The sequence below is a fragment of the Streptomyces sp. NPDC001492 genome (assembly GCF_053597275.1).
Map to the genome: position 1 here is coordinate 89,228 of NZ_JBSFHW010000016.1, position 19,387 is coordinate 108,614.

The window sequence follows — 19,387 nt, forward strand, 5'->3', positions numbered from 1 at the left end:
GCGGGCGGCGGCTGCTGCTGAACCGGCCGGCGCACCTCGGCCGGCTGCCGTAAAGGGAGTCCTACCCGGATACGCCCCGAGGGTCCGTGAGCGGAAAATGACAGGCGACCGAACGGCCACCCCCCACAGCCTGTTCCAGGGTCGCCGGGATTTCCCGTTCACACCTGCGCTGTTCCTCCCGTCGAAGTGAAGCGAACACGGGGCAGCGTGTCCGGAACCGGCATCCCGTCACGTACGCGCCGACCGCCGGCGGATCGCCCCGCAGGACCACGGTCGTACGCGTCCGCTGCAGCGCGGGATCAGGCACCGACACCGCGTCGAGCAGCGCCCTGGTGTACGGGTGGGCAGGCCACGCGAACACCTCCTGGACCTCGCCGGTCTCGACGACGCGACCGGCATGCATGACCGCGACCCGGTCGGCCATCTGACGCACCACGGCCAGGTCGTGCGAGACGAACAGACAGGACGGGCCGGGATCCTCCCTCAGCCTGCGCAGCAGATCGAGGATCCCCGCCCCCACGGACACGTCGAGCGCCGAGAGCGGCTCGTCAAGGAGCAGCAGTTCCGGCCGGGCGGCCAACGCCCGGGCGAGGGCGATCCGTTGCCGCTGTCCACCGGAGAACCGGTGGGGGCAGGCGGACACGTCCTGCGGGCCGAGCCCGACGAGCCGCAGCACCTCCGCCACCCGCGCGGCGACCCGGTCGGCCGGCATCCGCTGCACCCACAGCGGCTCGGCGACGATGTCGCCCACCGGCATCCGCGGATCCAGGCTCGACATCGGATCCTGGGGCACGATCTGCACCGCGCTGCGCAGCCGCCGCGCCGCCTCGCGCGACAACGACGAGGTGTCCTGCCCGAGGATCTCGATCGTCCCGCTCTGCGGGACCGCCAGGGAGATCACTTCGAGCAGCGTGGTGGACTTCCCGGCCCCGGACTCTCCCACGAGCCCCAGGGTCTCCCCCCGGCGCACCTCGAGATCGACCGACTCCACGGCGCGCACGACGCGTTCGTCCGCCGTCCGCCGCCCCAGCCGCAGCCGCCACGGGCTCGGCGGCTTCCTTGGCCCGAAGCCGCCGGGCGCGGGATAGGACCTGGCGAGCCCGGTGATCCTCAGAACCGTCTCGGACACCGGTCCTCCGGCGGGCGGCCTGCGGAACACCGACGGCGGAAACAGCTCGACGGAGCTGCGCTTGACCGCCTCGTCGTCCCGATGACAGGCGGCCAGATGCCCGTCGTCTCCCATGAGTTCGGGTATCAGCTCCCGGCACTTCCGCTCGGCGAGCGGACACCGCGGGGCGAAGGCACACCCGGGCCCGCCGTCACCCGCGACCGGCGGCTCGCCCGGCACGGGGGTGGGCGGTGTCTCCCCGTCGAGCCGGGGCACGGACCCGATCAGCCCCTTGGTGTACGGCATCCGCGGGCGCGCGAAGAGCGCGTCGACGCCGGCGCTCTCGACGATCCGCCCGGCGTACATCACCGCGACCCGGTCCGCCGTCCCCGCCACCACCCCCAGGTCGTGGCTGACCAGCAGCAGTGCCGCGCCCGTGGCCCGCCGTGCCGTCGTCAGCGCCTCGAGCACCTGGGCCCGCACGGTGACGTCCAGGGCGCTGGTGGGTTCGTCGGCCACGATCACCTCGGGGTGACCCGCCATCGCCATGGCGATCATGGCCCGCTGCCGCATCCCGCCCGACAACTGGTGCGGGTAGGAGCGGGCGGCCCGGTCCGGCTCCGGCACCCCGACCGCGTCCAGGAGTTCGGTCGCCGCCCGCAGCGCCGACTCCCGCCCCGGACGCGGGCGTTGATGGATGCGCAGCACCTCACCGATCTGGTCCCCCACCCGCTGCACCGGAGTGAACGCGCTCAGCGCGTCCTGGAACACCATGGCGATGTGCCGCCCCCGCACCCGGGCGAGCTCGCGCACCGGCAGCCCGACCAGCTCCCGCCCGAGCAGCCGCACCGAACCGCTCACCTGCACCCCGGACGGGCACAGACCGAGCAGCGCCAGCGCGGTGAGGCTCTTCCCCGCCCCCGACTCGCCGACCAGTCCGAGGACTTCCCCCCGGCGCAACCGGAGATCGACACCGTGCACCAGCGGCACCCCGGCCGCCCGACGGCCCCCCGTCCGCCCGACCCGCAGCCCCCGCACGTCGAGCACCACCTCGTCCGTCACACCCGGCTCCCCGCTTCCCCGTGCACCGCCTCCGTCTCCGCCTCCGGATCCAGCGCGTCCCGCAACGCATCCCCGATGAGGTGGAACGCCAGCACGAGCAGCACCAGCAGCCCCGCCGGGAAGGAGAACATCCACGGATACGCCGTGGGGACATCCGCGGCATCGGCGATCAGCGTGCCGAGGGACACGTCGGGCGGCTGCACCCCGAAGCCGAAGTACGACAGCCCGGTCTCGCTGATGACGGCCCCGGCCACCGCCACCGTCGCGTCCGTGACGAGGAAGGACGCCATGTGGGGAAGGATGTGCCGCCGGACGACCGTGACCGGGCCGACCCCCATGTACCGCGCCACCAGCACGAACTGACGCTCCATCAGAGAGCGGGTCATGGCCCGCACCGCCCGTGCCGTGACCATCCAGCCGAACGCGGCGATCAGCCCGACGTAGGCGAGCCAGCCGAGAGGACGCAGCCGCGGCGCCACCACCACCAGGACCAGGAGTGCCGGCATCACCAGCATCAGGTCCACGAGAAGCATCAGCGCCCGGTCCGCCCAGCCCCCGAAGTACCCCGCACACACCCCCACGACCGCCGCGAGCCCGGTCGAGAAGCCCGCCGCCAGCGCCCCGATGAGCAGCGACTTCTGCAGTCCCCGGGCGCACTGTGCGTAGACGTCCTGGCCGATCCGGTTGGTGCCGAGCCAGTGCCGGGCGTCCGGCGGCCGGTGCAGCGCCGAGTAGTCGATGTCGGCGTAACCCCACCCGGACAGATGCGGTCCGGCGAAGGCGAACAGGAACAGACCGAGCAGCAGAGCACCGCCCGCCACCGCGCCCGGTGAGCGGACCAGCCGCCGCCGTACCCGCGCCCCCCGAGCGGATCTCACGCGTACCGCACCCGTGGATCGAGCGCGCTGTGCAGCAGATCCGCGACCAGACCGGCCAGCAGGACGAGCGCGGCGCTGAACACCTCCACCGCCATGGCCGCGTTCACATCGCCCCGCTGCACGGACTCGATGAACCAACTGCCCATGCCGTGCCGGCCGTAGATCCTCTCCGTGAACACGGCGCCCGTGAACAGCGTCAGGAATCCGAAGGAGAAGAACGCCGTCAGCGGGATCAGCGAGGTCCGCAGGCCGTGCCGCAGCAGCGCGCGCCCGGGGGTGAGCCCCTTGGCCTGGGCGGTGCGCAGATGGTCCGAGGCGAGGACGTCCAGCGTGGCCCCCCGCTGGTAGCGGCTGTACGCGGCGATCGCCCCCAAGGCGACCGAGATCGTCGGCAGGACCAAGTGCACTGCCGTGTCCTGGAGTTGGGCCATCGGACCGCCCTCCAGACCGGGCGTGCGCTCGCCGGTGTACCGGATCACCGTGCGGCCCGCCGCGTCATTGACCGTGAGCGCACCCGCCTGCAGCAGCAGCCCCAGCACGAACGGCGGCACCGACAGCACCGCGAAGGAGAACAGCGTCAGCGCCCGGTCGGGCAGCCGGCCCCGCCGCACCGCCGCCCACACCCCCGCGAGCACCCCCAGCACCGTGCCCACGACCGTCCCGACGATCAGCAGCCGCGCGGTGACCCCCACCCGCCGGCCGAACTCGGCGTCCACCGGCGTGCCGTCGAGCGTGCGGCCGAGATCCCCGTGCAGGGCCCGCCACGCCCAGTGGCCGAAACGCTCGGTCACCGGAGTGCCGCCGTCGAGCCCGATTTCGGTGAGCCGCGCATCGACCACGGCGGCCGGCGGCCGGGGTGTCCGGTCCTCGAAGTAGGACCGCGGATCGAGCGCCGCGGAGGAAATCAAATAGCAGAGAAAAGTTGAAGCGAGAAGCAATACGAGGCAGTTTGTCAGACGTTTTGCCAACAATACGAGCATCGGGTGTCGGACTCCTCGGCAACCCGTCGGCTTCATGTGCTTGACATGGGCCAATGTTAAGCTCGCGGACGCCCCTTGAAGACGTGTTCGCGCTTTCTTGCGGCAGACTGCTCGCTGAAGCGTCCGCCGCGTCAGCGGCAGGTGTTGCGGTCACACGGGGGAGAGGGCATCGCAATGACGGGGTTCCTGATACGCGGCAGAAGGTTGTGGCCCGCGCTGGTCTGGATCACCCTCTGCGCCGTGCTGGGCGGCTGCACCGGGGCACACGGCCGCGCCGCCCCCGGCGACAGCAGCTCCAGCGCGGCGGTTCCGGCCTACGGCCGCACCGACGTCAACCCCCGCCCGCGCGGCGAACTCCGCCAGGGCGGCACCCTGACGCTGCCGATCTACCAGTGGCTGACGCAGTTCAACTACTACCAGGCGGACGGCACCCTGGACGACGTCTTCACGGTCGCCGGCCTGCTGGAGCCGCGCCTGTTCACCCGCGACGCCGAGGGCGCTCCCCGTCCCGCGCCCGCCTACCTGCGCTCCGCCTCCGTCACCTCCACCACTCCCCAGACGGTCACCTACCGCCTCAACCCCGAAGCGAGGTGGTCCGACGGAAAGCCGCTCGGCTGGCGGGACTTCGCGGCCCAGTGGCGCGCGCTGGGCAGGGGCGACGCGCGCTACCGGATCGCCGATCCGAGTGGCTACGAGGACATCGCCTCGGTACGTCAGGGGGCGGACGCGCACGAGGTGAAGGTCACCTTCAAGCGGCCGTTCGCCGACTGGCAGCGGCTGTTCACGCCGCTGTACCCGGCCGCCGGCTTCGGCAACCCGGCGGACTTCAACACCGGTTGGCAGGGAAAGGCGCCGATCACCGCGGGAGCCTTCAGGATCGGTTCGCTGGACGACACCGGCCAGACCCTGACCCTCGTACCCGACCCCGCCTGGTGGGGGACCCGCCCCCGCCTCGACCGGGTCGTCTTCCGCACCCTCGACCCCACGACCGCCGTCCAGGCCTTCCTCAACGGCGAGATCGACGCCGTCAACGCCGCCTCCGCCGACCTCTACGACCGGCTCAGGAAAGCCGACGACACCGACATCCGCACCGGCTCCGCCTGGGACGACGTCCAGGTCGCCCTGAACGGCGCCCCGGGCCCCCTCGCGGACGTCCAGGTGCGCCGGGCCGTGCTGCGGGCCATCGACCGCCATGCCCTCGCCGAGGTGGCGGGCACCGGCCTGCCGGTCGGGGTGCCCCTGCTCGGCAACCACTTCTTCATGACCAACCAGCCCGGATACGCGGACAATTCCGCTGCGCTCGGCACCTACGACCTGAAGGCCGCCGAGCGAATTCTGGACCAGCGCGGATGGCATCGCACCGGCGGCAGCGGCACCCGCAGCAAGAACGGGCAGGAGTTGCGCCTGCGTTTCGTACTCAGCCAGTCCACCAACCGCCTTGGTCTCGACCTCTCCCAGCTGATCCAGCAGATGCTCCAGCGCGCGGGAATTTCGGTGGAGATCCAGAAAGTCCCGGCCGACGACTACCTGTCGAAGTATCTGAACCGCGGGAATTTCGATCTGGCGATCTTCCGATTCACCGGACTGACCTATCCCAGCACCCTGTACCCCGTCTACCGGCGGCCGAGCGGCGGCCAGTTCTACGAGAACTACGGCAGGATTTCCAGCCCCGAGATCGACTCCCTGCTCGGCCGCGCCGTGCACACCCTGGACGCAGGACGCCGCGACCAGCTCTACAACCAGGCCGACCGCCTGATCTGGCAGCTGGGCCACGACGTCCTGCTCTACCAGCGCCCGCAGGTGCTGGCCGTCAGGAAGGGCCTCGCCAACTACGGCGTGCCCGGCCTCGGCGACATCGACTTCACCGCCGTCGGCTGGCCGCGGTAGGGCCGGCTCAGCGTGTCGTAGCCCATCGCCACCGAGGCCAGCGTGACGTGATGGTGCCAGCCGCGGAAGGAGCGGCCCTCGAAGTCGGCGAGCCCGAAGTCCTGCTGGAGCCGCCCGAGGCTCTCGCCCGACACCGTCCGCAGCTGGGCCAGCGGCAGCACGTCCGACAGCCTGCGCCCGGGCAGATTGGTCAGCCAGTACGTACGCGGGGTGGGCCGGCCGTACGGCCAGTCGGTGACCAGATGCCTCGGCCGCTGCGGCGGCTGCGCCCCCGCGGACCGGGCGCCCGCACCCCCGCCGTGGGGCGCCTCGGTCAGCAGCAGGGCCGGAGCCGACAGGACCTGGGACTGCCGCATCCGGGCCGTCGTCCGGTCCTGCCAGGCGATCGGCATCCGCTTGCGGTGCTGGACGGCGTGCACGGCGAGCTCCGTCAACGTCCCACTGCCGTACGGGGATCCGGCGCACGGCCTGGGGAGGGTGACCGCGGTGCTGGGCGAGGCCTCGACCAGATAGGCCAGCCCGCGCGCCTCGAGCCCGCGCAGCAGGGGCGCCACATCGGCCTCACCGCGCCAGTCCACCAACACCGGCAGCGGTTCCAGGTACCACTCCTCCAGCATCTCGTCGACGGCCTCCAGGATGTACCGCCAGCGCGGCCGGGAGCGCTCCTGAGGCGGCAGATGCGCCTGGGTGCGCAGCCGCTCGTCGCGGTCCCAGCGGGCCGGCAGCATCAGCCGCCAGCTGACCGGGACGCCGCCGTGCCGCCCCACCAGCGAAGTGGCCAGCGCCAGCTGGCAGTTGACGGTCCGCTCCAGCGAGGGGGCGTACTGCCGGGCCACACCCACCGAGCGGTCGCCGTTCTTCGCGAAGACGACCTCGTCGACGCACCAGGCCTCCGAGCGGAAGGCCCGGCTCAGCTGCCCGGCGAGCCGCCGGCGCACCGGACCGCACGGCCACGGGCTCTGGTTGACGAACTGCTGGATCTGCTGCACGGCCCGCCGGCCGAGGACCTGCTCGGAGATGCGGGCCGGGGTCTTGCGGCCGGGCACGCCGAGCAGTCCACGGACATAGACCTCGCCCCAGCGCCGCTGGTCGGAGCGGCTCAGGGTGCCGAAGAGGTCCTGGCAGTAGGCGGAGAGGTCCACCGGCTCTACGGGCACCTCGTAGGGCGGGCCGAAGCCGGGCTCCGCGGCGAGGGTTCCGGGGGGCAGGGTGGTGGTCACGGTTCAGTCCTCCTCGCCCTCTAGCAGGAAGGCGTCGGTCGCCATCAGGGCTTCGCGGACCTCGGGCAGGACCGCGCCGACGACGACGAAGTCGACGTCGAGCCCTGCCTTGGTGCGCTGCACGAGCAGTTCGTTGACCGCGGGCCGGCACATCTCGCTGACCTCGGACAGATGGAACTCCACCCGCCGGGGCCCCGCGGCCATCACCTCGCCGAGGACCCGGCGGAACTTGTCCAGTTCACCGGCGTCGACCGCGCCGCCGCAGCGGACGTGCGCGGTCCCGCCGTCGAACTCGCTGCGCATCCTCAGACGCATCTGCACGGGCTCCAGCTCCACCCGCACCCGCACCGGCCCGTCGCTCTCGGGGAGCTTCACGGTCAGCTGCTTGGCGTCGAAGTGATGGTGCTCGCGTCCGTCGACCCACACCCGGGTCAGCTCCACGGACCCCGGCGGCAACAGGTCGGGCGCCACCCGCAGTTCGCGCTCCGGCAGGTCGTCGGGGCGCGGCCGGAAGTACAGGGTGAGCGGCTCGTGGCTGATCAGCAGACCGGTGTAGGCGGCCGCCAGATAGCACAGCTCCAGCGAGTGGTAGCCGGCCATGGCGTGCGAGCCCTTGAGCCGCTCGGTGCCCACCAGATACGGGATCCCGTCGGCCAGCACATTGAAGTAGACCCCGCCGTCCTGGTGGTCCAGGAAGAAGGCGTTGTAGAAGGAGGCGGCCTCCCGCGCGAGCCTGAGCGACTCCGGGTCGTCGGCGGTCCCCGCCAGGATCAGATAGGCGAGGATCGCCTGCTCCTGCTGCCACCAGGCCTTGCGGTCGTGCCACACCATGCGGTGGATGCCGCTGTCCGCGTCCGCCCGCCGCTCCACCACGTCGTACCAGCCGCCGCGCTGCTGGTCGCTGCCGACCGGCGGCATGATCTCGCCGATCCTTCGGGCGGTCTCGGCGTACTCCTGCTTGTCGTGCAGGGCCCGGATCCGGGTCAGGTTCCAGGCGATCTTCAGGTTGTGCCCGACCACCGCCCGGTCCTGCTGCCAGCCCCAGGTGCGGTCCGGACTCCAGTCCTCGTGGAAGCGCTCCTGGACGAACGGGCTGTCCGGCTCGTCCGGGAAGCGCGCCACGATGGTGTCCGCGGTCTCCTCCAGGAGCGCGGCGAAGTCCTCGCGGCCGGTGGCCAGATAGGCGTTGATCAGATACGCCGGGGCGTGGTCGCCCACCGAGTTCCAGTTCTTGCGGGAGCGGTTGCGGCCCAGCGCGTCGTCACAGGGGGAGAGGTTGATCGGGTCGATGTGCGAGAAGAAGCCCCCGCGCTCCTCATCACGGAAGTACCGCTGGAACAGGGCGACCGTCCGGTCGATGTCCTGAAGGATCCGCGGATCGCCGGTCACCCGGTACGTCTGGGTCGGCCCGGCCAGCGCGTAGATCTGCTCGTACATCGGGATGGCGTCGAAGTCGTCCCCGAACTCCGAGGCGTACACCTTGCGCCGCCCGGTCGGCGTGATGTCCATGCCGTGGTACCAGTAGACGATCCCGTCCTGCTTGTCGTCGACGCGCATGTACTGCCGTAAGTACTCGGTCCCGCTCTCGGCCGCGTCCAGGAACCGGTCCTCGCCGGTCAGCAGATACGCGGTCGAAAGGCCGTACACCAGCCGGGAGATGGTGTCGGTCTCCTGCCGCACGTTCTCCCCTGCGTGCTCGGGCAGGTGCGCCCCGTCGAGCGTGAGGTGGGTGCGGTAGTTGCGCCAGTCGAACTTGCCGTCGGGGAACTGGCCGCGCAGATAGAAGTCGGCGATCGCGGCGGCCTGCTGCACCCACCAGTTGGGGTGCTCGAAGACGTAGTGGCCACGGCTCTCCTCGGGGAAGGTGATCTCCTTCGCCTCGAAGCGCGCGCCGCCCTCCCACTCGTAGAAGATCCCGTAGGCGAACAGGAAGCGCCCGGTGCCCAGCATGTCCCGGGTGCGCGAGGTGGTGTCGTGGTAGGGGTCGCCCAGGTTGCGGACGATGCGGGAGACGACGTTGCGGGCCAGGTGCACGGTGAACTCGCGGCCGTCGGAGGTGCGCAGCCCGAACCGGTGCTGGGTGGGGCTGTGGTACGTCACGTATCCCGCGAGGGTGTCGGAGAAGATACGGCGGTCGGTGGTGGCACTCATCTCGTCACGTGCCCTTCTCGTCGGGTAGCGCCACAAGGAGGACGACACTGCGGCCGTGGGCGTGGAAGACGGCCCCGTCGACCGGTTCCTCCGCGCCGGCGGGCGGCAGGTCGTGCGGCCCGGAGCAGGCCGTGTCCAGGACCCGGAACCAGCGGTGGCCCTCGACGGGCGGCAGCTCGAAGTCCAGGCCCAGGTGGTACATGTTCAGGATCAGATGCAGGTCGGGGTCGCCGTCGAAGCCGCCGAGCGTGGCCGCCAGCACCCGCGCGTCCGCGTGGTCCCAGCCGGGGCACAGCAGCTTGGTGCCGTGCCAGGTGACGTCGGCCTGACCCCGTTCATTGCGGCGTTCGGTGAAGAAGCGGGCCTCACGGAAGGTCCCGAAACGCTTGCGAAGCCCGATGACCCGTTCGGTGAAGGAACGTATCTCCGTTTCCTTCTCCGCCTGGTCCCAGTCCAGCCAGGAGGTCTCGTTGTCCTGGCAGTAGGCGTTGTTGTTGCCGTGCTGGGTGTTGCGGAACTCGTCCCCGGCGAGCAGCATCGGCACGCCCCGGCTGAGCATCAGGATCGACAGGAAGTTCTTGATCTGCCGCACCCGCAGCCGCTCCACCTCCTCGGAGTCCGTCGGGCCCTCCACCCCGCAGTTCCAGCTGAAGTTCTCGTGCGCGCCGTCGGCGTCGGACTCGCCGTTGGCGTGGTTGTGCTTGTGCTGGTACGACACCAGGTCGTTGAGGGTGAAGCCGTCGTGACAGGTCACGAAGTTGATGCTGTTGGTGGGCAGCACCTGCTGCGGGAAGAACAGGTCGGCCGAACCTCCGAGCCGGGAGGCGATCTCCCCGACCAGGCCGGCGTCCCCGCGCACGAAACGGCGTACATCGTCGCGGAACGGCCCGTTCCACTGCGCCCAGCGCTTCCCCGGGAACCGGCCGACCTGGTACAGCCCGCCGCCGTCCCACGGCTCCGCGATGATCTTCGTCTCGGCGAGCACCTGCGACAGCTCGATCGCCCAGAGGGCCGGCGGTACGGCCATCTCGTAGCCCATGGGACCGCGGGACATCTCCGAGGCCAGGTCGAAGCGGAAGCCGTCGACATGGTGCTCGGTCACCCAGTACTCCAGGCACTCCAGGATGAACTTGGTGACCATGGGGTGGTTGGCGTTGACCGCGTTCCCGCAGCCCGTGAAGTCCATGTAGCGGCTGCGGTCCTGCGGCCACAGGTGGTAGTACGCCTCGTTGGCGAGGCCCCGGAAGCTGATCGTCGGCCCGTACTCGTTGCCCTCGCTGGTGTGGTTGAACACCACGTCGAGGATGACCTCGATGCCCGCCCGGTGCAGCGCCTTGACCATGTCGCGGAACTCGGTGATGTGCCCGGCGAGGTGGGGCTCGGCGCAGTAGCCGGTGTGCGGGGCGAAGAAGCCGTACGGGTCGTAGCCCCAGTAGTTGCGCAGCGGTGTGCCGTCGGGGCCGGTGCGCAGGATCTGCGTCTCGTCGAAGTCGAAGACGGGCAGCAGTTCCACGGCGGTGATGCCGAGCCGCTTCAGCTCCGGGATCTTCTCCACGACCGCGGAGAAGGTGCCGGGATGGGCGGCGCGCGAGGTGGGCGAGGCGGTCAGGCCGCGTACGTGCATCTCGTAGATGACCGTGTCCGCCATCGGCGTCCGTAACGGGCGGTCGCCCTCCCAGTCGTAGGCGTCGAGGTCGACGACCAGGCTGCGCATGCAGTGCTCCACGTTGTCCCCGCCGCCGATGGCGTGGGCGCGGTCCCAGCAGCTGTTGATGTTGGCCCGCGCATAGGGGTCGAGGAGCACCTTGCGGTGGTTGAAGCGGGCCCCCGAGTGGTGGGTGTTGCGGGGGCCGTCGATCCGGTACGCGTACACCTGCCCCGGACCGATCCCTGCCACATGGCAGTGCCAGAAGTGAAAGCTGCGGTGCCGCTCGGGGCTCAGGCGTACGACGCGGGACGGCAGGGGCGCGTCACAGCGGTCGAACAGCAGCAGGTCGACGCGTGTCGCGTGCTCGGAGAAGAGCGAGAAGTTCACGCCGTCGGCGTCGACGGTGGCGCCCAGGGGCTGTGGGCGCCCCCTTGTGACTCTCGGGACGGCCTCCGGCAGACGCTCGATCGTCAGGCTTCCCTGGGTCTTCACAGAGCTTCACCTCTTGTCACCTGGGAGTCACTGGCTCCGAACCAGTCAACAAGCCCTGTAAGGTCGAGTCAAGTAAATTGTAAATCCGGAGGGCGTCGCGGAGCCCGGCGCGCGCCGGAGCGCACCAGGGGAGCTGGGGCTTCGCCGGACCTCGGGGAATCTTGCGGAATCAGCGCGGGCACGGCGCCGGAGGGCGGGTTGCGGCCACAACGGCCTCAACGAACGACGAAGCCCCCGGCCGCTGAGCGGCCGGGGGCTTCGGCTGGTGTCCGAGGGGGGACTTGAACCCCCACGCCCGATAAAGGGCACTAGCACCTCAAGCTAGCGCGTCTGCCATTCCGCCACCCGGACAAGGTGTCTGTCGTGCGGGTTTTCCCCCGCGGCGACGAAGGAAACATTACCAGGCTTTCGCGAGGTCCCCGGTCACCCCCCGTCCCGCGTGAACGGCGTGTGACGGGCGGAGCCCGGTCTTGGGGAGCGCCGGGCTCAGGGGGAGGATGAGGGGAACCACCAGCAGTGACAGCGGGAGGAAGCAGCGTGAGCGAGACGGACACGGCCAGGGGCGTCACCGGCGAGGACGAGGTCGTGGACCTCTGCCGCGAGCTGATCCAGATCGACACCAGCAACTACGGCGACCACTCGGGTCCGGGTGAGCGGAAGGCGGCCGAGTACGTCGCGGAGAAGCTCGCCGAGGTGGGCCTCGACTCGAAGATCTTCGAGTCGCACCCGGGCCGGGCGTCCACGGTCGCCCGGATCGAGGGCGAGGACCCGTCACGGCCCGCGCTCCTCATCCACGGCCACCTCGACGTCGTACCGGCCAACGCCGACGACTGGACCCACCACCCCTTCTCCGGCGAGGTCACCGACGGCTGCGTCTGGGGCCGCGGGGCCGTCGACATGAAGGACATGGACGCGATGACCCTGGCGGTCGTGCGCGACCGGCTGCGCAGCGGGCGCAGGCCCCCGCGCGACATCGTGCTCGCCTTCCTCGCCGACGAGGAGGCGGGCGGCACGTTCGGCGCCCGGCACCTGGTCGACAAGCACCCCGACCTCTTCGAGGGCGTCACCGAGGCGATCAGCGAGGTCGGCGGCTTCTCCTTCACGGTCAACGAGCAGCGGAGGCTCTATCTGATCCAGACGGCCGAGAAGGGCATGCACTGGATGAAGCTGACCGTGGCCGGCACCGCCGGGCACGGGTCGATGATCCACCGGGACAACGCCATCACCGAGCTGTCGGAGGCCGTCGCGCGGCTCGGCCGGCACAAGTTCCCGGTGCGGGTGACGAAGACCACCCGGGCCTTCCTCGACGAACTCGGCGACGCGCTCGGCACCGAGCTGGACCCGGAGGACATGGAGGGCACCCTGGCCAGGCTCGGCGGCATCGCCAAGCTCATCGGCGCCACCCTGAGCAATACCGCCAACCCCACGCAGCTGGGCGCCGGTTACAAGGTCAACGTCATCCCGGGCGAGGCCACGGCGCATGTCGACGGGCGCTTCCTGCCCGGGTTCGAGGAGGAGTTCCTCGCCGACCTGGACAAGATCCTCGGGCCGAAGGTGAGGCGCGAGGACGTACACGCCGACAAGGCCGTCGAGACCACCTTCGACGGGGCCCTGGTGGACGCCATGCAGTCCGCGCTGGTGGCCGAGGACCCGGCCGCCAAGGCGATCCCGTACATGCTCTCCGGCGGCACGGACGCCAAGTCCTTCGACGAGCTGGGCATCCGCGGCTTCGGCTTCGCACCGCTCAAGCTGCCCCCGGAGCTGGACTTCGCCGGCATGTTCCACGGTGTCGACGAGCGGGTGCCGGTCGACGGCCTGAAGTTCGGCGTGCGCGTGCTGGACCGCTTCATCGACGCCTCGTGACCTTCGTAATCGGCCGCGCGTACGGAACGGGCCCGAGAAGGGTGAATGCGACCATCAGCTCGTAGCTCCATTACTTCCTCCTCGTTACAGGTAATGCGATCAGCAACACGAGATCGCTTTTGCCAACAAGGAGGAATAATGCTCAAGAAGGTCGTCGCTGCTGCGGCTGCCACTGGTGGTCTGGTTCTCGCGGGTGCGGGCCTGGCCGTCGCCGACGCCGGTGCCCAGGGTGCCGCGGTGCACTCCCCGGGTATCGCTTCCGGCAACGTCGTTCAGGTGCCCGTGCACGTCCCCGTGAACGTCTGCGGCAACACGATCTCCGTGATCGGGCTGCTGAACCCCGCCTTCGGCAACACCTGCATCAACAAGTGACGTCGACCCGCTGAGGGTCGTGCACGCCCGTCGGCTCCGGAGCGCGGCCATGCGCTCCGGAGCCGACCGGCAGTTTCGCGAATTTCCGCACGGAATTTCGCGGGATTCCAGGTCAGGAATGAAGGCAGGGAGAATTCAGCAATGCGACAGGTCACCCGCAAGGGCCTGATGACCGTGATGGCGGCGACCGGTGTGCTCGCCGCGGCGGGCGGTTACGCCCACGCCGACTCGGCCGCGAACGGCTCCACCTCGGACTCGCCCGGCGTACTGTCCGGCAACACGGTGCAGGCGCCGGTGCATGTGCCGGTGAACGTCTGCGGCAACACGGTCAACGTCGTCGGACTCCTCAACCCGGCGCGGGGCAACGAGTGCAGCAACGAGGGCGGTCACGGCGGTTCCGGCGGGGCCCACGCCGGCGGACACTCCAGTCACTCGCCCGGCATCGGCTCGGGCAACACCGTCCAGGCGCCGGTCGACGTGCCGGTCAATGCCTGCGGCAACACGGTCAACGTCGTCGGACTGCACAACCCGGCGCGGGGCAACGAGTGCAGCAACGAGGGCGGTCACGGCGGTTCCGGCGGGGCCCACGCCGGCGGACACTCCAGTGACTCGCCCGGCATCGGCTCGGGCAACACCGTCCAGGTGCCGGTCGATGTGCCGGTCAATGCCTGCGGCAACACGGTCAACGTCGTCGGACTGCACAACCCGGCGCGGGGCAACGAGTGCAGCAACGAGGGCGGTCACGGCGGTTCCGGCGGTGGGGCCCATGCCGGCGGACACTCCAGTGACTCGCCCGGCATCGGCTCGGGCAACACCGTCCAGGTGCCGGTCGATGTGCCGGTCAATGCCTGCGGCAACACCGTCAACATCGTCGGCATCGGCAACGCCGCCGAGGACAACGAGTGCTCCAACGGCGGTTCGGGTGGGCACACGACGCCTCCTGGAGGCGGCCACCAGACGCCGCCGCCCGGAAACCCGGGGAACCCCGGTACTCCGGGACACCCCGGACACCCGGGACACCCCGGACATCCCGGCAACCCGAACCACCCCGGCAACCCGAACCACCCCGGCAACCCGAGCACGCCGGGCGGCTCCTCGCACACCAACCACCCGGGCACCCAGACGGTGACCCAGCCGCAGGGCGGCGCACAGCTCGCGCACACCGGCAGTGACCTGCCGATCGGCGTCGTGCTCCCGGTGGGCGCCGGAGCGCTGCTGGCGGGTGCGGTCATGTACCGCAAGGCACGCGCCTCGGTCTGAACCGGCGCATCTCCACGCCAAGCACCGCAAACTTCCCCTGAGGTGCGCAGAACGGAGCGGGCCCCGTGCTGGCGGGGCCCGCTCCGTTTCCGTCGTCTCCGTCCTCGCCTCAGCTCACCACGTGGCGCGCACCTGGCGGATGATCCGCCGGCGCAACCGCACCCTGCGGCTGCCGTCGCGCAGCAGGCTCAGACGGTCCAACTCCCAGTGTCCGTACTCGGCATGGTCCGTCAGCAGACGTGTGGCGTCCTTGCGGGACACCCCGCGCGGCACGTACACGTCGACAAATTCGTATTCCGGCATCGCATCTATTGTGCGGGCTGGGGCCCGGTACGGATAGCGTCTGCACTATGTCTGATGCTGCGCAGCCCACCGCTGCCGAGGTACGAGCCGCCGCCGAGGCGGTCAAGACCGCGCTCGACCGCCACCTGGCCGCGGTCGAACGCAGGTCCGGGGAGGATGACCAGGCGGTCTACGAGGCGTTCAACGAGCTGGCCGCGGCCGCCGAGACGTACGACGAGCTGCTCTACGACCGCTACGACGAGGTCACGCCCTTCGAGATCCCCGGTGCGGAGGACACGCTGCCGCCGTACACGGGTCCCGAGGAGCCGAACGCGCTGAGTGTGCTGATCCGCCGCGACTACGCCGTCGCGGACCAGCATCGGCTGCTGGCGCAGGCGCAGCGGGTGGAGGCGGCGGACGACGACGGTCGGGGGGCGGCGGCCTCCGCGACCGTGCACGGGGCGCTGGGCGTTCTGTTCGGCGAGTTCGAACCGGACGAGATCGCCTCGCGGCACAAGGAGTTCGGCCTGGAGGAGGGCGACTCCACGCTCTGGGTGACGGCCACGGACGAACCGGCCGAGCCGGGCGACTGGCTGGAGGCGCCGTTCGAGCAGATCGATCCGCAGCGGGTGGTCTGCCGTTTCGACGTCAGCGCGGTCTTCGACGACGAGATCGAGGACGGCCGCCTGGCCGGCGTCGACGACGACATCGAGGACGAACTGGACACGGATCTGGACGGCGACGAGGACCTGGAGCCACTGGACGCGGACCGCTAGCGCGGGCCGCTGGCGCAGGGCTGAACCGTTACGGCGGCGGCGTTCACGGATGATCTCCGTGAACGCCGCCGCTGTTCGGGTACGTGGTGAGTGTTTGGCTGCGGGCCGTCTGTGGCTGGTCGCGCCCACGCGGCGGAGCCGCACATCGAGACAGCCCCGTGCCCCTGAGGTGGGTGCCGGGCCCCCTGGTCAGTCGGTGGCCGGTGCCTGTGTGCTGAGCAGTGCCGGCAGACGGGTCGTGCGGGGCTTTGCCGGGACCTCGGCCACGGCACGGGGGAGTGCCTGGTCCACGCCGTGGACCACGGAGAGATGGCGGTCCGCCCTGCCGAAGGCCGTGTAGACCCACGGGCGGCTCAGGGACTGCGCCGCGTCCCCGGGCAGCACCACGACCACCGCGGGCCACCGGTTGCCCACCGCCTGGTGCGCGGTCAGCGCCCACCCGTGCCGCACGGACTGCTCCACCCGCTCCTTCGGTACGACGACGGGGGTGCCCGCGCACGTCAGGTGCAGCCCCTCGGCGTCGGCCGTCACGACCTTGCCCGTTGTCGTACGGCCCGGTGCGGGGGAGTAGGCGATCCGGTCGCCGGGGTCGAAGCCTCCGAAGCGGCCGGGGCCGGGGTTGAGGCGCTCCTTCAGGGCCGCGTTGAGCGCGCGGGTGCCGGCCGCGCCGCCATGGCCGGGGGTGATCACCACGGTCTCCTCGGGCGGCACACCGATCGCCCGTGGCACCGAGTCGGCGACGAGCTGCACGGTGCGGTGGACCGCCTCGCCCGCGTCCCGCACCGGGACGATCACGACCTCCTTGCCGGGAGCCTCGACCTGGCCCAGCTCACCGATGCCGATGCCGGAAACCAGCTCCCCCAGCGGGCCGAGGTCGGGCCGCCGGGACGCGATCCGGGGGCAGACCCGCGCCGCCAGCAGATCGGCGAACACCCGGCCCGGCCCGGCCGACCACAGCACCCCCGGGTCCCCGGCCAGCACCAGCCGGGCACCGTCGGGCAAGGACTCGACGAGCAGGGCCCCCGTCTCGACGTCCAGTTGGGGCGCGTCGAGCACGACGAGAAGATCCAGATCCAACGCCCCGTCCGCGTCCCGCCCGGGCCCCTCGTCACCGGAGAGAAGCCCGGCGACGGTGGCGACGCAGCCTTCCGGCATATCGCTGTCGCGCAGGGCGCTTGCCGTGGTGCGGTCGGGCAGGGCGCCGCTCGCCGCGTTGCCACCCCGGCGCCCGGCCGCCGCCCACAGCGTTGCGAAGCGGTCGCGGCCGGCAGGGCTGTGGGTGGCGGCCCAGGCACGCAGGCCGAGGGCGGTGGCCGTCTGGAGCAGTGCCGCCGGTTCGGCGAGGGATGCCTCGCCGCCGGTGTGCAGCACCAGGCCGTGGCCCGCGACCGCGCGGACCAGTTCGGCGGTGGAGTCCGGTGCGGAGGCGGCGGCGTTTTCCCAGGCCTCGGCCGAACCGTCCTCCTTCGGCACCGAGTTGATCAGGCGGGTGAGTCCGTCGGCGAGGCTCTCCTCCGCGAGCGCGTACCGCTCCAGGCCGACCAGGATCCGTACCGGACGCTCCTCGGCCTCCTCGGCCGTCTCCGGTGCCGGAGCGGTCGGGTCGAGGGCGTCCTGGAAGACCAGGGCCTCGCCCTCCGTGACAGCGCTCTGCACGGCCGCGTCGGTGTCGGGCACGCCCCGCTGGGCCAGCGCGGCGGTGAGCGCAGGCATCTCCAGCGCCGTGTGCCCGGCGAGTGCCGCCTGCTCCAGCAGCCAGCCCGTCAGCGCCCGGCCCCGACGCTCGTCGTCCGGACCGCACTCCGCGCCGAGCAGCGCCCGCGCGAAGCCGTCGGCCTGCTCGGGCCGCACACCGCCGACGCGCAACAGCAGCCAGGGATCCTCCCGCAGAACGTCCTCCGCGCCCTCGCCGAGGACCGCGGCGACCTGCGGTGCGAGCGCGTCCGGCGCGCCGCCGTCGGTCAGCACCCGCCGTACCGCGTCGACGGCCTCCGGCGCGGGAGCAGCGGGCACGGCCGAGGGCGTCGGCTGTGGACGCCGTACCGGCTCGGGGGCGGGGCGGCGCGGGGCGGACTCGCTGAACACCGTGGCCACGGGCTTCGCGCCGCTCTCCACGGCACGGACGGCGGCCAGCAGATCGGCGGCCTTCCCGCTGAGCCTCGCTCCGGCCTCGATGGGCCCCGCCTTCTCCGCCTTGCGCCGCTCGATCCGCTCCCGCTCCAGCCGCTGAGCCGCCAGCTCGGCCTCGGCTTCGGACAGTTGAGCGGCGGCCTCGCCGCCGCCGTCCGCCGTGGTCTCGCCCTCGCCGCTCTGCTCCGCGGCGCCCGGCGTCCCCGGCTCGGCGTTCTCTGCGTCCTCGGTGGGTTCGGGCTCCGTGCTCACAGCGTGCTCCAGTCGTGATCGGGATAGCGGTGCACGGGCGCCGACACGTCGTCGAGCGCCCGGCAGATCTCGTCAGGAAGACTAAGGGCCTCCACTGACAATGCCGCCGTGAGCTGGGAAGAGTTGCGTGCGCCGACGATCGGCGCGGCCACCCCGGGCCGGTCGCGGATCCACGCGAGGGCGATCTGGAGGGGCGTCACCGCGAGGCCGTCCGCCGCGGTCTGCACGGCGTCCACGATGCGGCTCGCGGTGTCGTCGAGGTACGGCGCGACGAAGGGCGCAAGGTGCTCGGAGCCGCCGCGCGAGTCGGACGGCACGACCTCGCCCCGGTACTTGCCCGTCAGGACCCCGCGGCCCAGCGGCGAGGACGGCAGCAGGCCGATGCCCAGGTCCAGCGCGGCCGGCAGCACCTCGCGCTCCACGCCGCGCTGCAGCAGCGAGTACTCCATCTGCGTGCTGGCCAGCCGGGTCCGCGGCCCCGTGGCCGCCAGCTGCCAGGTGGCCGCCTTGGCGAGCTGCCAGCCGCAGAAGTTGGAGACGCCGGCATAGCGCGCCCGGCCGCTGCTGACCGCCAGGTCGAGGGCCTGGAGGGTCTCCTCGAGCGGGGTGTACGGGTCGAAGGCGTGGATGTGCCAGACGTCGACGTAGTCCGTGCCGAGCCGGGTCAGCGAGGCGTCCAGCGCGGAGAGCAGGTGCCCGCGCGAGCCGTCCACCCGGCGGTCCGGGTCCGGCACGCTGCCCGCCTTGGTCGAGATCACCAGGTCCCGGCGCGGAACCAGGCCTTCTATGAGGCGTCCGAGCAGGTACTCGGCCTCCCCGTCGCCGTACACGTCCGCCGTGTCGACGAGGCTCCCGCCCGCCTCCCAGAACGTCTTCAAGAGGTCCGCGGCGTCGTGCTCGTCGGTGTCCCTGCCCCAGGTGAGCGTGCCGAGTCCGATGCGGGACACGCGAAGGCCGGTCCGGCCGAGATACCTCTGCTCCATGAACGCCGAGATTACTGGCCCGACCCTTCGGCGTGGGGGCCTG

The 19,387-nt window shown here is 71.3% G+C and carries 14 protein-coding genes and 1 tRNA gene; 5 read left to right on the forward strand and 10 right to left on the reverse strand.

The genetic code is table 11. The annotated features are described in order from the left end of the window. Nucleotides 1-61: 61 nt before the first annotated feature. The 3 genes from ACWC1K_RS21475 to ACWC1K_RS21485 are packed head-to-tail and all read right to left on the reverse strand — an operon-like array spanning nucleotide 62 to nucleotide 4,028. The gene (locus ACWC1K_RS21475; protein ID WP_450833406.1) at nucleotides 62-2,170 is read right to left on the reverse strand and encodes a dipeptide ABC transporter ATP-binding protein; all 2,109 of its coding nucleotides are present in this window, start codon (nucleotides 2,168-2,170) and stop codon (nucleotides 62-64) included. Further along, on the reverse strand, nucleotides 2,167-3,048 hold the full coding sequence (locus tag ACWC1K_RS21480) for an ABC transporter permease (RefSeq protein WP_450833408.1): 882 nt from the start codon (nucleotides 3,046-3,048) through the stop codon (nucleotides 2,167-2,169). The genes ACWC1K_RS21475 and ACWC1K_RS21480 overlap by 4 nt, the downstream gene beginning before the upstream one ends. Continuing rightward, nucleotides 3,045-4,028, reverse strand: a complete 984-nt coding sequence (locus ACWC1K_RS21485) for an ABC transporter permease (RefSeq protein WP_450833409.1) — start codon at nucleotides 4,026-4,028, stop codon at nucleotides 3,045-3,047. The genes ACWC1K_RS21480 and ACWC1K_RS21485 overlap by 4 nt, the downstream gene beginning before the upstream one ends. Nucleotides 4,029-4,202: 174 nt before the next feature. Here ACWC1K_RS21485 and ACWC1K_RS21490 point away from each other — a divergent pair, with 174 nt between their 5' ends. Then, a complete protein-coding gene (locus ACWC1K_RS21490) occupies nucleotides 4,203-5,915 on the forward strand; it encodes an ABC transporter family substrate-binding protein (protein ID WP_450833411.1) in 1,713 nt (570 codons plus the stop codon). Here the strand turns inward: ACWC1K_RS21490 and ACWC1K_RS21495 are convergent. From ACWC1K_RS21495 to ACWC1K_RS21510, 4 genes are all read right to left on the reverse strand, one after another. Beyond that, the gene (locus ACWC1K_RS21495; RefSeq protein WP_450833518.1) at nucleotides 5,858-7,072 is read right to left on the reverse strand and encodes an IS701 family transposase; all 1,215 of its coding nucleotides are present in this window, start codon (nucleotides 7,070-7,072) and stop codon (nucleotides 5,858-5,860) included. The two genes, ACWC1K_RS21490 and ACWC1K_RS21495, sit on opposite strands and share 58 nt — an antisense overlap. Before the next feature lie 66 nt (nucleotides 7,073-7,138). Continuing rightward, entirely contained in the window at nucleotides 7,139-9,286 is a 2,148-nt protein-coding gene (locus ACWC1K_RS21500) for an AGE family epimerase/isomerase (protein ID WP_450833412.1), read from the reverse strand. Nucleotides 9,287-9,290: 4 nt separating this feature from the next. Beyond that, nucleotides 9,291-11,426, reverse strand: coding sequence for a glycogen debranching protein GlgX (glgX, locus tag ACWC1K_RS21505; protein ID WP_450833414.1), 2,136 nt, complete (start codon nucleotides 11,424-11,426; stop codon nucleotides 9,291-9,293). 263 nt (nucleotides 11,427-11,689) lie between these two features. Continuing rightward, a tRNA-Leu gene (locus ACWC1K_RS21510) sits at nucleotides 11,690-11,777 on the reverse strand. 186 nt (nucleotides 11,778-11,963) lie between these two features. Here ACWC1K_RS21510 and ACWC1K_RS21515 point away from each other — a divergent pair. The 3 genes from ACWC1K_RS21515 to ACWC1K_RS21525 all read left to right on the forward strand — a co-directional run bounded on the left by ACWC1K_RS21515 (nucleotide 11,964) and on the right by ACWC1K_RS21525 (nucleotide 14,921). Continuing rightward, nucleotides 11,964-13,289, forward strand: a complete 1,326-nt coding sequence (locus ACWC1K_RS21515) for a M20/M25/M40 family metallo-hydrolase (protein ID WP_450833415.1) — start codon at nucleotides 11,964-11,966, stop codon at nucleotides 13,287-13,289. A gap of 138 nt (nucleotides 13,290-13,427) precedes the next feature. Continuing rightward, on the forward strand, nucleotides 13,428-13,661 hold the full coding sequence (gene chpH / locus ACWC1K_RS21520) for a chaplin ChpH (RefSeq protein WP_030947654.1): 234 nt from the start codon (nucleotides 13,428-13,430) through the stop codon (nucleotides 13,659-13,661). Nucleotides 13,662-13,802: 141 nt separating this feature from the next. Then, a complete protein-coding gene (locus ACWC1K_RS21525) occupies nucleotides 13,803-14,921 on the forward strand; it encodes a chaplin (protein WP_450833417.1) in 1,119 nt (372 codons plus the stop codon). Between the two features lie 114 nt (nucleotides 14,922-15,035). Here ACWC1K_RS21525 and ACWC1K_RS21530 read toward each other — a convergent pair whose 3' ends face one another. Next, a complete protein-coding gene (locus ACWC1K_RS21530) occupies nucleotides 15,036-15,224 on the reverse strand; it encodes a DUF5703 family protein (RefSeq protein ID WP_005485166.1) in 189 nt (62 codons plus the stop codon). A gap of 47 nt (nucleotides 15,225-15,271) precedes the next feature. Here ACWC1K_RS21530 and ACWC1K_RS21535 point away from each other — a divergent pair, with 47 nt between their 5' ends. Beyond that, a complete protein-coding gene (locus ACWC1K_RS21535) occupies nucleotides 15,272-15,979 on the forward strand; it encodes a hypothetical protein (RefSeq protein WP_450833419.1) in 708 nt (235 codons plus the stop codon). Between the two features lie 189 nt (nucleotides 15,980-16,168). Here the strand turns inward: ACWC1K_RS21535 and ACWC1K_RS21540 are convergent, their stop codons facing one another. Both ACWC1K_RS21540 and ACWC1K_RS21545 read right to left on the reverse strand, forming a co-directional pair. Continuing rightward, on the reverse strand, nucleotides 16,169-18,361 hold the full coding sequence (locus ACWC1K_RS21540) for a helix-hairpin-helix domain-containing protein (RefSeq protein ID WP_450833421.1): 2,193 nt from the start codon (nucleotides 18,359-18,361) through the stop codon (nucleotides 16,169-16,171). Next, nucleotides 18,358-19,344, reverse strand: coding sequence for an aldo/keto reductase (locus ACWC1K_RS21545; protein WP_450833422.1), 987 nt, complete (start codon nucleotides 19,342-19,344; stop codon nucleotides 18,358-18,360). Before ACWC1K_RS21545 ends, ACWC1K_RS21540 begins: the two co-directional genes overlap by 4 nt. Nucleotides 19,345-19,387 lie beyond the last annotated feature (43 nt).

Coding starts and splice junctions, on each gene's coding strand:
- ACWC1K_RS21530 (WP_005485166.1), bottom strand. CDS start 15,224: ATGCCGGAATACGAATTTGTCGACGTGTACGTGCCGCGCGGGGTGTCC.
- ACWC1K_RS21490 (WP_450833411.1), top strand. CDS start 4,203: ATGACGGGGTTCCTGATACGCGGCAGAAGGTTGTGGCCCGCGCTGGTC.
- chpH (WP_030947654.1), top strand. CDS start 13,428: ATGCTCAAGAAGGTCGTCGCTGCTGCGGCTGCCACTGGTGGTCTGGTT.
- ACWC1K_RS21545 (WP_450833422.1), bottom strand. CDS start 19,344: ATGGAGCAGAGGTATCTCGGCCGGACCGGCCTTCGCGTGTCCCGCATC.
- ACWC1K_RS21500 (WP_450833412.1), bottom strand. CDS start 9,286: ATGAGTGCCACCACCGACCGCCGTATCTTCTCCGACACCCTCGCGGGA.
- ACWC1K_RS21535 (WP_450833419.1), top strand. CDS start 15,272: ATGTCTGATGCTGCGCAGCCCACCGCTGCCGAGGTACGAGCCGCCGCC.
- ACWC1K_RS21525 (WP_450833417.1), top strand. CDS start 13,803: ATGCGACAGGTCACCCGCAAGGGCCTGATGACCGTGATGGCGGCGACC.
- ACWC1K_RS21485 (WP_450833409.1), bottom strand. CDS start 4,028: ATGCTCGTATTGTTGGCAAAACGTCTGACAAACTGCCTCGTATTGCTT.